The following is a 12,911-nucleotide window of genomic DNA, read 5'->3' on the forward strand; positions in this document are numbered from 1 at the left end:
CCTCCCCTAGGCACACCCCTCCCGCGCTCTCCCCTCAACCCCCCGGCGGCGTCACCCCCTCCCCCCTCCCCGGCGCCGGTCCCCGCCGCCGGGCGGCGCAGTAGGTAGACCCCGACGACGGCGACCAGGGAGGCGGCGGAGAGCGCGTAGAGCCCGCCGTTGGTGCTGCCCGTGCTCTCCTCCAGGTAGCCGAAGAGCGTCGGGGCGACGAAGCCGCCCAGGTTGCCGAGCGAGTTGATGACGGCGAGCCCGGAGGCCGTGACCTTGAGGTCGAGGCTGGACTGGGCCAGCGGCCAGAAGAGGTTGGCGCCGCACTTGCTGCCGACGGCGGCCAGCGTGATGGCCGCGAGGCCGAACCACGGGGAGCCGAGCGTGGCCAGGAAGGTGCCGATGGCCGACAGCACCAGCACGATCGCCAGGTAGGGGCGCCGGTCCGGCACGCGGTCGGTGTAGCGGCTCATGGTGTACATGGTGATCACGGCGCAGATCCACGGGACGGCCGAGAGCAGTCCGATCTGGAAGGGCGACAGCCCGCCGATGTCGTCGACCAGGCTCGGCAGCCAGAAGGTGATGGCGTAGCCGGTCAGCGCCATGGCGAAGAAGACGAGCGTGAGGAGCGCGACCTGCGGGTGGAGCACCAGCCGCAGCCGGGACACCTTGGGCTCGCGGCTGCGGCTGGCCCGGTCGCGCTCGACCGCCGCGCTCAGCGCCGTCCGCTCCTCGGCGGTGAGCCAGCGGGCGTCGGCGATCTTGGAGACCAGGAAGAACGCGGCGATGAGGCCCACCACGATCGAGATGGCGCCCTCCATGGCGAACATCCAGCGCCACCCGGCGAAGCCGCCGAGGCCGTGCATTTCGAGGAGCGCGCCGCTGATCGGGCCGGTGACGATGTAGGCGGTCGCGGAGCCGCCGAGGAAGAGGGCGCTGGCCCGGCCCCGGTAGGAGTTGGGCAGCCAGGTGGTGAAGTAGTACATGACGCCCGGGAAGAACCCCGCCTCAGCGATGCCGAGCAGGAAGCGCAGGACGTAGAAGGAGGTGACGCCGTGCATGAAGCACATGGCGAGCGTCACCGCTCCCCAGCTGATCATGATGCGGGTCAGCCAGACGCGGGCGCCGAAGCGCTCCATGAGCATGTTGCTCGGCACTTCGAAGATCGCGTAGCTGATGAAGAACAGCCCGGCGCCCAGTCCGTAGGCGGCGGCGCCGACTCCGATGTCGGCACTGAGGTCGTCCTGGACGAAACCGACGTTGGTGCGGTCCATCTGATTGACGACCAGCATCAACACCAGCATCGGCATGACGCGCCGCAAGAACTTGCTCACCGCCCGGTCGACCAGCTCCGGGGCGGGCGCCGCGTCCTGGCCGGTGGGTCCCTGCTGTGCCATGGTGCTCTCCTGGCGATATGTTCATCCCTGTGAACGCTCAACGAGTGGTGCGCAGGACCATACGGTTCTGCATGTACTCGGTCAATGCCTCATGAAGCAACGATTCCGCAGTGCTGACCTGGCGTTCAGGTCTCCCGTCGAGCCCGAAAAGTCAAGAGGGCCTTCGCGGGCGGAGTTCATGAATGTGACCGTAGAGGTGTGGCGTGGCCCAAAGCGGTGGCAGAGGAGCGGCCTCCGTACCATCATCGGCCCATGCCTGATCACGCGTATCTCGCCGAGGGGGCCCGCGCGGCCATCCGGCCGCACCGGCGCGAGGACGGTGCCGAATTCGTCCGTCTCGCGCGGCAGAGCGCCGGCTTCCACAGCCCCTGGCTGACGCTGCCCACGACCGACGAGGCGTACGAGGGCTTCATCGGTCAGCTGGAGCGGGAGGACCGGCGCGGCTTCCTGGTCTGCGTACGGGAGACCGGAGCGCTCGCCGGGTTCATCAACATCAACAACATCGTGCGCGGCGCGTTCCAGTGCGGCGCGATCGGCTACGGCGCCTTCCCGCCCGCCGCCGGGCGCGGCTATATGTCCGAGGGGCTCGGGCTGGTGCTGCGGCAGGCCTTCGGGCCGCTCGGGCTGCACCGGATCGAGGTCAACATCCAGCCCGGCAACGAGGCGTCGACCGCGCTCGTGAAGCGGCACGGCTTCCGGCTGGAGGGCTTTTCACCCGACTTCCTCTACATCGAGGGCGCGTGGCGCGACCACGACCGCTGGGCCATGACCAGTGACATGCTGGGGCCGGAGTGAGGCTCACGGCTGGTGAGGTTCACCGCTGACGAACAGGAGACGCCCCCGGCCCGATCCGGCCGAGGGCGCCTCACCAGGGGGTTCTCATGCGCCGGGGTTGCGGTCCACGTACTCGAAGATCGAGCCGTCCGGGTGGCGGGCGATCAGCATGCGGCCGGTGGGGGCGGGGATCGGGCCCGCGACGATCTGCGCGCCGACCGCCGTCAGATCGGCGATCGCCTCGTCCACGTCCTTCACCGCGATCGTCGCCGCGATCTTGCGGAGGATCTCCATCTCCGACTCCGGGCCGCTCATCAGAAAGAAGCAGCCGACCGCCGCGACCGAGACGCCGCCGCGCTGGAAGCGGGATGCCTCGGCGCCGGTGAGCCGTTCGTAGACGGTGATGGCCGAGTCCAGATCGTCGACGCAGACCCGCAGTGAAGTCCCCATGATGTCCATGCGGGCGAGCCTAGTTGAACCGCATGTCAGACGCGGCACAGGACCTCGCCGTGCAGGACGGCGAACCATCCGTCGGCCCGGTCGCCCCACTCCCGCCAGGCGCTCGCTACGTCCCGTAGCTGCGCCTCGGTGGCGTGGCCGCCCTCGACCGCGCGCCGGGCGTACGAGGACGCCACCGTGCGGTCCGCCCACAGTCCGCTCCACCACGCGCGCTCCTCGGGGGTGGCGTAGCACCACGTACCGGCGGTCGAGGTGACGGCGGTGGCAGGGAAGCCCGCCTCCAGGGCCCAGGAGCGCAGCCGCCGCCCGGCGTCCGGTTCGCCGCCGTTGGCGCGGGCGACCCGGCGGTAGAGGTCCAGCCAGGCGTCCAGCCCGGGGACGTGCGGATACCAGGTCATCGCGGCGTAGTCGCTGTCGCGGGCCGCGACGATGCCGCCCGGTTCGCACACCCGCCGCATCTCGCGCAGCGCGCGCACCGGGTCACCGACGTGCTGGAGTACTTGGTGGGCGTGGACGACGTGGAAGGAGTCGTCGGGGAAGTCCAGACCGTGGACATCGGCGACCGCGAAGCGCGTGTTGGTCAGCCCGCGCTCATCGGCGGCCGCCCGCGCCTGCTCCAGGATGGACGGCTCCGCGTCGACGCCCACGACCTCGCCCTGGGGCACCAGTTCGGCCAGATCGGCGGTGATGGTGCCGGGGCCGCAGCCGATGTCCAGGATGCGCGTGGAGGGTGTGAGGTGGCCGGTCAGATAGGCCGCGGAGTTGGCGGCGGTGCGCCAGGTGTGCGAGCGCAGCACCGACTCGTGGTGTCCGTGGGTGTAGACGGCGTCGTTCGGCATGCCGGAACCCTACGCCGCCATCTCGTATCACGAGAAGAGTTGTCTCGCCATGTGGTCTAGTGATGGGTGTGAGAAAGGCGGTGGGGAACGGCAACTACCGTTCCCCACCGCCCATGTGACGTCCCTTGGCGTCCGGGTCCGTCCCTCAGGCGGGCGCCCGCTCCAGGTCCGCCATGCTCACCACACCCACCGGGCGCCCCGCCCGGACCACCGGCAGCCGCCGCACCTCGTGCTGCCGCATCAGCGCGGCCGCCTCGGCGATCTCCTCGTCTGGGCCGATGGTCACCGGGTCCGGGGCACACCGGATGGCAGCTGACCGTCAGCGGACGGATCGACGCCGTCCGCGACCGCGCGCAGCGTGATGGGTGAGGGCGCGGAGTGGGGACCCTATGCCCTGAAGCCTTACGCCGTGAGGCGTTACGCCTCCGGGCGCAGGCCGAGCGCGGAGACCACCTCCTGCACGGTGTGGAACGTCTCGTCGGCGGGCAGCTCCTGGGCCAGGGCGATCAGCTGGTCCGGCGCGTGCCGCTCGTGCAGTACGCGCAGCACGGCGCTCCGCCCCGCCGGGAACGTCGTACGGCCCAGATGGCGGGCGAACTCGAAGCGGAGCGCCTCCGCCTGGCCGGTCGCCCCCGGTGCGGGCACCGGCCCGGTCGTCACCTCCGGGTCGTCGTCGGCGGCGGGCTCCGGGTCGTGCCACTCCTCGACCCGGGTTGGATGGCCGGAACGGATCAGGCCCTGAAGCTCCTGCTTCATCTCCTCGTCCCGGTGAACGCTCAGCCGGCTGCTGCCTCGCTGCATGTCGGTCCCCTTCCTTCACGGGTCCGTGGTGCTCGTGGGATGGTCATGTCCCCGAGAATTCACTGCGTTCCGCCGCCCTCGTACGGCCAGCGCAGCAGTGCGCCCAGTCCCCCGACCGGGGCTCCGTTCGTGTCGTCCGGCCCGCTGCCGGGCGGCACCGTCAGCACCTCGGCGCCGGTGGCCACGGCCGAGCGGATCAGCGCGTCGTCGGCGCGCACCGCGACGGGGTGGGCGTCGCCCAGGTACTGCAGGTCGGTACGGCGCATCGCCACCTGGTCCGGCTCGGCGCCCGCCCATACCTCGCGGTACAGGTCGGTGCCGTCCGGCCGGATCAGCAGCGTGCCGATGCGGTGCTCGCGCGCCGCGTCGACCAGCGTCGGAACGCCTTCCGCCGCCGTCACCCGGCCGTCCACCGGCACGCGGCCCGCCCGGAACCGTTCCATCGCCTCCTCGGTGTGGTCGTGCACATGCCGGGCCCGCACCTCGTCCACGTCGCGGTCCAGCAGTCGGGCGGCGTGCGTACCGGGCGAGGCCGAACCGGCGGCCCGGCCGCCGTGAGCGGTCTCCGCGGTCCTGCCGCGCAGCTGCTCCGGCAGCCGGTCGTGGACGGCGCGCCGCTCGCGCGCGTCCCCCACCAGCAGCACCAGATCGGCCTGGGTCTCCTCCTGGTGGGCCCGCAGCTCGTCCGCGATCAGCCCCGCGTTGTGCTCCCAGGTGTTCTCCGTCCGCAGCTGGAAATGGCGCTCCGACCAGTCGGCCGTCGCGGTGCGGTGCACCGGCCACTGCTGCCCGGTCACCTGCCCCACGGCCCGGTCGCCGCGCGCGCCGCGCAGCTCGAAGTCCGCGCCGGTGCGGTCGATGTACGCCACCAGGCAGGACGGGTCGTCGCCCGCCAGCTCCATCAGCGGCCCCACGTGCGGCAGGGCCGACCAGCAGGCCCGGGGCGCGGTCTGTGGCGGCGCCGTCAGCGACGGGCCGAGCACCACCTCGCCGCGCGAGGCGAAGACGGCACGTCCCACCGGCTCGGTCGCCGGTGTCACGGTGGCCAGCTCGTCGTACATCGCACGGCAGGTGCGCTCATCGGCGCCCTGCTGCTCCAGTCGGCGGCACGCCTCGCGGGCGGAGCGCTCGTGCTCCTCGGCCGAGGACTGGTCGGGGTGCGAGGTGTCGACGTAGACGGTCGCCCAGGGGCCTGGGCGTTCGAACAGCGGATTCAAAAATCCGAGTCGCATGTACTCCCTCCCGGCGGTCCGGGTGTTTCGTCCCTCCCGCGTACCCGTCACCACGTCATCGACACGGACCGCACTGCTGGCGTCCGGAAGATTTTTTTTCACCGGTTCACGGTTTTACGCAGCCCGGTCCGGGGACTCGACGGGTGGCCGAGCGGCCCGCAGGGAGTGAGGGTGGCGCCGGGCACGGGAGATCAGGGGCTCGTGCCCGGCGCCTCTGCGTCCCTTATTAACGCCGCGTGGCGCGGGTACCCGGCGCGCATGACTGACACCTCCGCGAACCCCATGGCGGACAATCCGCTGCTGGCCAGACACGCTGAGGCGCTGGACCTGTTCACCGAGCGGGTGCACACCGTAGGGGCCGACCAGTGGGACGCCCCCACGCCCTGCGCCGAGTGGACCGTGCGGGACCTGGTGAACCACTTGGCGGTCGAGCAGATGTGGGTGCCCTCGCTGCTCCGCGAGGGCGCGAGCGCGAGTGGCGAGGGCGATGTGCTGTCCGGTGACCAGCTCGGCGAAGATCCCGTCGCCACCTGGGACGCGGCCGCGGCCGTCGCCCGTACGGCCTTCCGCGAACCGGGCGCCCTGGAGCGCACCGTCGCCCTCTCCTACGGGGCGAGCCCCGCCACCGAATACTGCTCCCAGATGACCGTCGACGCGACGGTCCACGCGTGGGATCTGGCCCGGGCCATCGGCGCCGGGGAGCGGCTCCCGAAGCCGCTGGTCGACTTCTCCGTCCGGGCGGTCGCGCCGTACGCGGCGGAGCTGGAGAAGAGCGGCCTCTTCGCGGCCCCGGTGGAACCCCCGCCGGGCGCCGACGCCCAGACGAAGCTGCTGGCCTTGCTGGGCCGCGAGACGTAGCGCCGAGGCGAGGCACCCCTCAGTGCTCGATGACGGGCACCGGACACTGGACCGGGCATGACTCATCGGTGGCGACCTTCGTCTCGTCCCCGAGGGAGACGAGGAGAAGGCGCAGCAGGTGGGCCAGCTGGTCCTGCTGTTCCGGGGTCATGCCTTCCATGAGTTCGCGTTCGTTCTCAAGGTGTCCTTCGACGACCCGGTCGACCAGTTCCATGCCTTCGGCCGTCAGGGTGATCTTCACCCTGCGCCGGTTCTGGGCGTCCTGCTCGCGAGTGAGCAGCCCCCGGTCCAGGAGCCGGGCCACGCGGTTGGTCATCGCCGCGGCTCCGATCATGCTGGCGGAGGCCAGTTCCTTGGAGCTGAGGGTGTACGGCGCACCGGCTCGCCGCAGGGTCGCGAGGACGTCGAATTCCCAGCTCTCCAGCCCTTCGGAGCGCAGGTAATCGTCGACGTGCAGGCCGGTCAGCCGCGCGGCACGGGACAGGCGCCCGATCACGCCCATCGGAGAGGCGTCGAGATCTGGCCGGACGCGCCCCCACTGCTGGAGGATCACGTCGACGGCGTCGGTCACGCCTGCCGGTTCGGCGGGCTCGCCCGCCGTGGTCTCCCTGCTCATGGTGGCCAACGTGTTGTCGGCCGCCTGCCGCTGGTCCCTCACGCGCCGACTGCCCTCCGCTCCTTGATCGACCGACCCCAACTTCGAGGTCGAATCATTCGACGCTAAATCTTCTGAAACTGAGCATACAGCTCGTGCAAACGCAAGGTGGCGTCCGCCCGGTCCGCCGTAACCCCTGATAGTTCGATGGCGAATTGTTTGACGTCGATGGCTGGAATCTGCTTACGTGTGAACCGCGGTGGGCGATGACCGGCGAGATGGCATGCCCACATCAATCAAGCTCGCACCAGACATCACCGAACGTCCCCAACTCCACGAACACTTCAGGCCCAGCCTGAGTCAAAGCCAGTTTTAGGAGTCACTTCGTCATGCCTGTGCGCATCATCGCTCTCGTCGGCAGCCTCAGAGCCGGCTCGTTCAACCGACAACTCGCCGAAGCCGCGGCCAGGGTGAGCCCTGACGGCGTGGCCATCGAGATCGTCGAAGGGCTGGCCGAACTCCCCTACTACGACGAGGACATCGATCTCGGCGGCATCACCCCGTCCCAGGCCGTCGCCGTGCGCCGGGCCGTCGCCGACGCGGACGCCCTCATGTTCTTCACCCCGGAGTACAACGGCACGACTTCGGCCGTTCTGAAGAACGCCCTCGACTGGCTCTCCCGCCCCTACGGGGCAAGCGCCCTGTCCGGCAAACCGACGGTTGTACTGAGCGCGACGTACGGCCAGTTCGGCGGCGTATGGGCCCAGGAAGAGGTCAAGAAGGCGCTCGGTGTCGCCGGTGCCCAGGTGATCCCCGGCCAGGGAGTGGCCGTGGGCGGGACTCAGGAGCGCTTCGCCGACACCCACCCCGCCGACGACCCCGAGATCGCGATGCAGTTGCGCCGGGCGGTCATCAGCGCCGCCCCACCTGTCGGCCGGCCTGCCGGCCGACTGCAGGAGGCCTGACCGCACGCCCCCGGAAACCGTGGCCTGCGGCGCGTCACGACCGTGTGTACCGGACCGCAGGCCACGGTCCCGCACGGTTTCGAACACCACTGCCCCGGAGAGGCACAGCCATCATGACAACCGACACCGGGACGAAAGCGCTCGAAGCGCCGTTCGCCCGTACCGTGGGGACGCTGGCCCCGATCGCGATCATCCTGGCCAGCCAGGCTTACGCCACGATCCCGCTCATACCCAGCTTCGCTTCCGCCTGGCACACCACCGACGAGGGGGCCGCCTGGGCCACCACATCCTTCGCCATCGCCTTCGCCTTCGGCTCGCTGCTCGCCGCGCCCCTCAGTCACCGGCTCGGCCGGAGGGGCGCTCTGGTGTGGTCGATCTCCGTGATGGCCGTGATCACGATGCTGGTGCCGTTCACCGAATCACTCCTGGCCGGCTCCCTGGTCCGAGCGGTGCAGGGCATCGCGGCAGGCGTCTTCTCTCCCGTGGTCTACGCCTACTTCGGCCAGCGGCTGCCCGCCTCCCGGCTCGCCACGGCGATCACCATCATCTCCTGTTCCCTGGGCGGTTGCCTGGTCGTCGGACAGGTCGCCGCCCAGCTGCTGGAACCGGCGTTCGGGTGGCAGTCGCTGTTCTGGGTCTCCGGTCCGCTCCTGGCCCTGTCGGCCGTGGCGGTGCACAAGGTGATGCTCCCCGACCTCCCCGGCTCCACGGCCAAGGGGGCGCCCCAGAAGGCCGGACAGCCGGCCACCGCGCCGCGCTCCGGTCTGCTGCGCGTCGTCCCCTTCCTGGTGGGCGGCGTGATCTCACTCGGCGGCATCACCTCCGCCTACACCGCGATCCAGCTCTACGGACCCTCCGGCCTGGCCGGTGATCACGAGGCCATGCTGGGACTGCGCGCCAGCGCGCTGCCCGCCCTGGTCGCCTCGGTGCTGCTGGCGCCCGTGCTCGCCCGGATCGTGGCCAAATGGCGGGCCGCCGGGGCCCTCGCGCTCTGCGGTACCGGCCTGGGCACCGCCGCGGTCCTGAACGACAGCGTGGTCGGGATGGGCGCCGCCATGTTCGTCACCATGCTCGCCTCGTCCAGCGCCACACCGGCCCTGGTGCAGTCGACCGGCCAAGCGGCGGGGCCCGCCGCGGGGACCGCGCTCGCGGTCTTCAGCTTCGTCCTCAACCTGTGCGCCGGGCTGGGCGCCCAAGTCCCGGCGCTCTTCGGGGAATTCGTGCCCACGGCCCTGTGCCTCGCCGCGACGTACCTGATCGCGGCCCTCATCGTCACCCTGCTCGGACCGACCGGCGCCCGGCCGCACAAGGACACGGTCGCGGCACGCTCCCAGCCCAGCGAGAAGGCCGAAGCCGAAGCCGTGTCCCAGCGCGCCTGAGCCACGCCACAGCATCGTCGAGGAGACCTGCGATGACCCATTCTCTCCCCACCTCCGCCAGCACCGTCCAGCGCTCGCTGTGGGAGGACGCAACCCCGGATCTGGACGCGTACTTCGCCCGGATCGGCTACTCCGGCCCGCGCGAGGCGACCTCGGCGACCCTCACCGAAATCCATCGGCGCCATGTCGACACCATCTGCTTCGAGTCGATCGACGTGGGGCTCGACATCCTCGTACCGACCGGCGTCGCGGGCATCCAGGACAAGCTCGTCCACCGTGGGCGGGGAGGCATGTGCCTGGAACACAATCTGCTGTTCGCGGCCGTCCTGGAGACCCTGGGCTTCACCGTTCACCGCCACCTGGCCCGCGTCCGCCGCGGCAACACCACGGACGTCCGCTTCCGCTCCCACACCATGCTGACCGCGGAGGCCGGGGGGCGCACCTACCTCGTGGACGTCGGCTTCGGGGACGCGGGGCCGCTCCACCCCGTCCCCTTCGAGCACGGGGGCCGGGCCACCGTCGGTGATTGGACGTGGCAGGTGGTCAGGGAGTGCGAGGAGACCTGGGTGCTCCGCTCGCTCAATGGGGACAGCTGGTTCGACGTCTACGCCTTCGGACTGGAGACCCAGGCCCCGAGCGACTTCCTGGCGTCCTTCCACTACACCGCCACCCACCCCAAGTCCGTCTTCACCGGCCACATCGTGGCCCAGCGCGGCGACGACACGTCCCGCCGCGTCCTGCGTGACCGGACGCTGCGGACGCAGCGTCCGGACGGCCTCATCGACGAACGCCAGCTCACCGCGGACCAGGCGGTGCAGGAGCTGCGCGACGGCTTCGGCATCACCCTCACCGACGAGGAAGCCGCCGCCGTACGGGCCTTCCTCGACTGAACACGACCCCGCCGGGTCAGGGACGGGCCGGGGGGCGGGTCCAGTGGCGGTGGGCGGCCAGGGCTTCGGCGAAGGCCCGGGTGAACTCCTCGCTCGCCGCGCCCGTCGTCGTATCGGTGACCACACCCCGGTCCGTGCAGACCTGCCCGTGTCCGGCGGACAGGTGCAGGCCGTCGGGGTTGAGGGCGGTGAGGATGCCGACGCCGGAGCCCAGGGCGCCGATCGGCTTGCCGTGGCGGTAGGCGTCGCGGACGAAGCGCATGGCGGCCTCGTCGGAGGCCAGGTCCGGGGTGCCGGGGGGCCCGCCGGGCAACAGGACGGCGTCGTAGAGGACGGAGGCGACCGTGGGCAGGGCGCGGTCGACCGCGTACCCGTTGCCGTCGCTGCCGCGCACCTTGCCGTCGTGGGCCGCGAGCGCTTCGACGATGGCGCCCTCGGCGGTCAGCGCCTCCTGGGCCTGGGTGAGCTGGTGGGCGTCCACGCCGTCCGTGACGAGCACCGCGACGGTGCGGGTGCGGATGGAGTGGTCGCCGCCCAGGTTGTCCAGGCTGAGGGCGGGGGAGGCGACGGGTTTGTGGTTGTCGTTGACCGGGGTGGGGTTGGCGACGCCGATGCCCTCGGCGACGGCCGTGGCCAGGCCGTAGTCGATGTGGGCCAGCTCGCCGACCGTACGCTCCCGTACCTGCACCGCGCCGACCTTGCCGAGTTCGAAGCGGAAGGCGTCGACGATGTGCTTGCGTTCCCAGTCGCTCATGCTGTTCCAGAACATGGCGGGCTGGCTGTAGAAGTCCTTGAAGCTGGGGCTGCGCTTGCGGATCTTGTCGCCGTCGACGCGTTCCGCGTAGTGGGTGTAGGCGTAGCCGTCCGCCCCGGCGAGGGCCGGGCAGCCACCGCCCAGTGAGTTGGGGGAGTAGTTGGTGCCCCGGTGGATCTCGGTCTGGTGGTAGCCGTCGCGGTGGTTGGTGCGGACCGGGGCGACGGGCTGGTTGACCGGGATGTGGGCGAAGTTGGGGCCGCCGAGCCGGATCAGCTGGGTGTCCAGGTAGGAGAAGTTGCGGGCCTGGAGCAGCGGGTCGTTGGTGAAGTCGATGCCGGGCACGACATTGGCGGTGTGGAACGCGACCTGTTCGGTCTCGGCGAAGAAGTTGTGCGGGTTGCGGTCCAGGACCATGCGGCCGATGGGCCGGACGGGCACCTGCTCCTCCGGGATGAGCTTCGTGGCGTCGAGCAGGTCGAAGTCGAAGTTGAACTCGTCCTCTTCCGGGACGAGCTGGACGCCCAGCTCCCACTCCGGGTATTCGCCCGCCTCGATGGCGTCCCACAGGTCGCGCCGGTTGAAGTCGGGGTCCCGGCCCTGGCACTCCTGGGCCTCGTCCCACACCAGGGAGTGGACGCCGAGCTTGGGCTTCCAGTGGAACTTCACGAAGGTGCCCTTGCCGCTGGTGTCCACGAAGCGGAAGGTGTGGACGCCGAAGCCCTGCATCATGCGGTAGCTGCGCGGGATCGCCCGGTCCGACATCAGCCACATGATCGTGTGCAGGGTCTCGGGCTGGAGGGAGACGAAGTCCCACAGGGTGTCGTGCGCGGAGGCACCCGTCGGGATGTCGTTGTGCGGTTCGGGTTTGACCGCGTGTACGAAGTCGGGAAACTTGATGCCGTCCTGGATGAAGAAGACCGGCATGTTGTTGCCGACCAGGTCGTAGTTCCCCTCCGAGGTGTAGAACTTGGTGGCGAAGCCGCGGACGTCGCGCACCGTGTCGGCCGAGCCGCGCGGCCCCTGCACGGTGGAGAACCGTACGAAGACGGGGGTGCGCACGGACGGGTCCTGGAGGAAGGCGGCCTTGGTGAACTCCGCGCAGGACTCGTACGGCTCGAAGTACCCGTACGCGCCCGCGCCGCGCGCGTGCACCACCCGCTCCGGGATCCGCTCATGGTCGAAGTGGGTGAGCTTCTCGCGGAAGTGGAAGTCCTCCATCAGCGTGGGGCCGCGCTCGCCCGCCGTGAGGGAGTCGTCGGTGTGATCGACCGCCACCCCCTGGTCGGTGGTCAGCGGCCCCTCGGCGGGGTCGGCGGCCAGGTGCGCTTCGCGCTGCCGCTCCTTGCGGTCCGGCTGCTGGGTCATCACGCCGCTCCCTTCCGCGCCGAGCCCGCGGCCTTCGCGAACTCCTCCACAAAGGCCTCGTCGAACGCCTTGAGGTCGTCCGGCTTACGGCTGGTGATCAGGGTGTTGGAGCCGCCCCGGCAGATCTTGACCTGCTCGTCCACCCAGACGCCGCCCGCGTTGGTGATGTCGGTGCGCACGCTGGGGAACGAGGTGAGGGTGCGGCCGCGTACGACGTCGGCCTCGACCAGCGTCCAGGGGGCGTGGCAGATGGCGGCGACCGGTTTGCCCGCGTCGAAGAAGCCCTTGACGAAGGCGATGGCCCGCTTGTCCAGGCGCAGCAGGTCGGGGTTGGCGACCCCGCCGGGCAGCACCAGGCCGTCGTACTCGTCCACGCTCGCGTCCTTCACCGTCTGGTCGACCTCGAAGGTGTCGGCCTTGTCGAGGTGGTGGAACGCCTGGACGCGGCCGGACGCGGTGGACACCAGTCGGGGCGTGCCGCCGGCGTCGCGGACCGCCTGCCACGGATCGGTGAGTTCGACCTGCTCAACGCCTTCTGGGGCGACGAGAAAGGCGACCTTCATTGTGTTCACGTCCTTCCGGTGTATCCGTACGCACGTCATCCGTCGTCCG

General features: G+C 70.6%; 14 protein-coding genes. 5 read left to right on the plus strand and 9 right to left on the minus strand.

The window, feature by feature from the left end; translation table 11 throughout:
* On the minus strand, positions 1 to 1,385 hold a 1,385-nt coding region (locus ACZ6CL_RS23675; RefSeq protein ID WP_468938417.1), incomplete at its 3' end, for an MFS transporter.
* A gap of 252 nt (positions 1,386 to 1,637) precedes the next feature.
* Here ACZ6CL_RS23675 and ACZ6CL_RS23680 point away from each other — a divergent pair.
* Complete coding sequence (locus ACZ6CL_RS23680) at positions 1,638 to 2,180, plus strand: GNAT family N-acetyltransferase (protein ID WP_468938419.1); 543 nt, start codon at positions 1,638 to 1,640, stop codon at positions 2,178 to 2,180.
* A gap of 84 nt (positions 2,181 to 2,264) precedes the next feature.
* On the opposite strand, the gene ACZ6CL_RS23685 is transcribed toward ACZ6CL_RS23680, so the two are convergent.
* From ACZ6CL_RS23685 to ACZ6CL_RS23705, 5 genes are all read right to left on the minus strand, one after another.
* Positions 2,265 to 2,618: a VOC family protein gene (locus tag ACZ6CL_RS23685; RefSeq protein WP_468938420.1), complete on the minus strand. Its 354-nt coding sequence runs from the start codon at positions 2,616 to 2,618 to the stop codon at positions 2,265 to 2,267.
* A 26-nt stretch (positions 2,619 to 2,644) separates the two neighbouring features.
* Positions 2,645 to 3,457, minus strand: a complete 813-nt coding sequence (locus tag ACZ6CL_RS23690) for a methyltransferase domain-containing protein (RefSeq protein ID WP_468938423.1) — start codon at positions 3,455 to 3,457, stop codon at positions 2,645 to 2,647.
* A 145-nt stretch (positions 3,458 to 3,602) separates the two neighbouring features.
* A complete protein-coding gene (locus ACZ6CL_RS23695) occupies positions 3,603 to 3,743 on the minus strand; it encodes a CBS domain-containing protein (RefSeq protein WP_468938426.1) in 141 nt (46 codons plus the stop codon).
* Positions 3,744 to 3,874: 131 nt separating this feature from the next.
* A complete protein-coding gene (locus tag ACZ6CL_RS23700; protein WP_468938428.1) occupies positions 3,875 to 4,258 on the minus strand; it encodes a DUF2795 domain-containing protein in 384 nt (127 codons plus the stop codon).
* Between the two features lie 59 nt (positions 4,259 to 4,317).
* The gene (locus ACZ6CL_RS23705; RefSeq protein ID WP_468938431.1) at positions 4,318 to 5,490 is read right to left on the minus strand and encodes a baeRF2 domain-containing protein; all 1,173 of its coding nucleotides are present in this window, start codon (positions 5,488 to 5,490) and stop codon (positions 4,318 to 4,320) included.
* Positions 5,491 to 5,748: 258 nt separating this feature from the next.
* Here ACZ6CL_RS23705 and ACZ6CL_RS23710 point away from each other — a divergent pair, with 258 nt between their 5' ends.
* A complete protein-coding gene (locus ACZ6CL_RS23710) occupies positions 5,749 to 6,348 on the plus strand; it encodes a TIGR03086 family metal-binding protein (protein WP_468938433.1) in 600 nt (199 codons plus the stop codon).
* Between the two features lie 19 nt (positions 6,349 to 6,367).
* On the opposite strand, the gene ACZ6CL_RS23715 is transcribed toward ACZ6CL_RS23710, so the two are convergent.
* Positions 6,368 to 6,964 carry a MarR family winged helix-turn-helix transcriptional regulator gene (locus tag ACZ6CL_RS23715; RefSeq protein WP_468938436.1) on the minus strand — a complete coding sequence of 199 codons (597 nt, stop codon included), beginning with the start codon at positions 6,962 to 6,964 and terminating at the stop codon, positions 6,368 to 6,370.
* Positions 6,965 to 7,332: 368 nt separating this feature from the next.
* Between ACZ6CL_RS23715 and ACZ6CL_RS23720 the strand changes: the two genes are divergently transcribed.
* The 3 genes from ACZ6CL_RS23720 (at position 7,333) to ACZ6CL_RS23730 (ending at position 10,177) form a co-directional block, all read left to right on the plus strand.
* Positions 7,333 to 7,908 (plus strand): NADPH-dependent FMN reductase, encoded by a 576-nt coding sequence (locus tag ACZ6CL_RS23720; RefSeq protein ID WP_468938438.1) that lies wholly within the window; start codon positions 7,333 to 7,335, stop codon positions 7,906 to 7,908.
* Positions 7,909 to 8,021: 113 nt separating this feature from the next.
* Positions 8,022 to 9,287, plus strand: a complete 1,266-nt coding sequence (locus ACZ6CL_RS23725) for an MFS transporter (RefSeq protein WP_468938441.1) — start codon at positions 8,022 to 8,024, stop codon at positions 9,285 to 9,287.
* A gap of 32 nt (positions 9,288 to 9,319) precedes the next feature.
* On the plus strand, positions 9,320 to 10,177 hold the full coding sequence (locus ACZ6CL_RS23730; protein ID WP_468938442.1) for an arylamine N-acetyltransferase family protein: 858 nt from the start codon (positions 9,320 to 9,322) through the stop codon (positions 10,175 to 10,177).
* Positions 10,178 to 10,193: 16 nt separating this feature from the next.
* On the opposite strand, the gene ACZ6CL_RS23735 is transcribed toward ACZ6CL_RS23730, so the two are convergent.
* On the minus strand, positions 10,194 to 12,299 hold the full coding sequence (locus ACZ6CL_RS23735) for a catalase (RefSeq protein WP_468938443.1): 2,106 nt from the start codon (positions 12,297 to 12,299) through the stop codon (positions 10,194 to 10,196).
* The gene (locus ACZ6CL_RS23740; protein ID WP_468938843.1) at positions 12,299 to 12,862 is read right to left on the minus strand and encodes a type 1 glutamine amidotransferase domain-containing protein; all 564 of its coding nucleotides are present in this window, start codon (positions 12,860 to 12,862) and stop codon (positions 12,299 to 12,301) included. The genes ACZ6CL_RS23735 and ACZ6CL_RS23740 overlap by 1 nt, the downstream gene beginning before the upstream one ends.
* Between the last annotated feature and the right edge of the window lie 49 nt (positions 12,863 to 12,911).

The organism is Streptomyces sp. NPDC041200 (assembly GCF_055591805.1).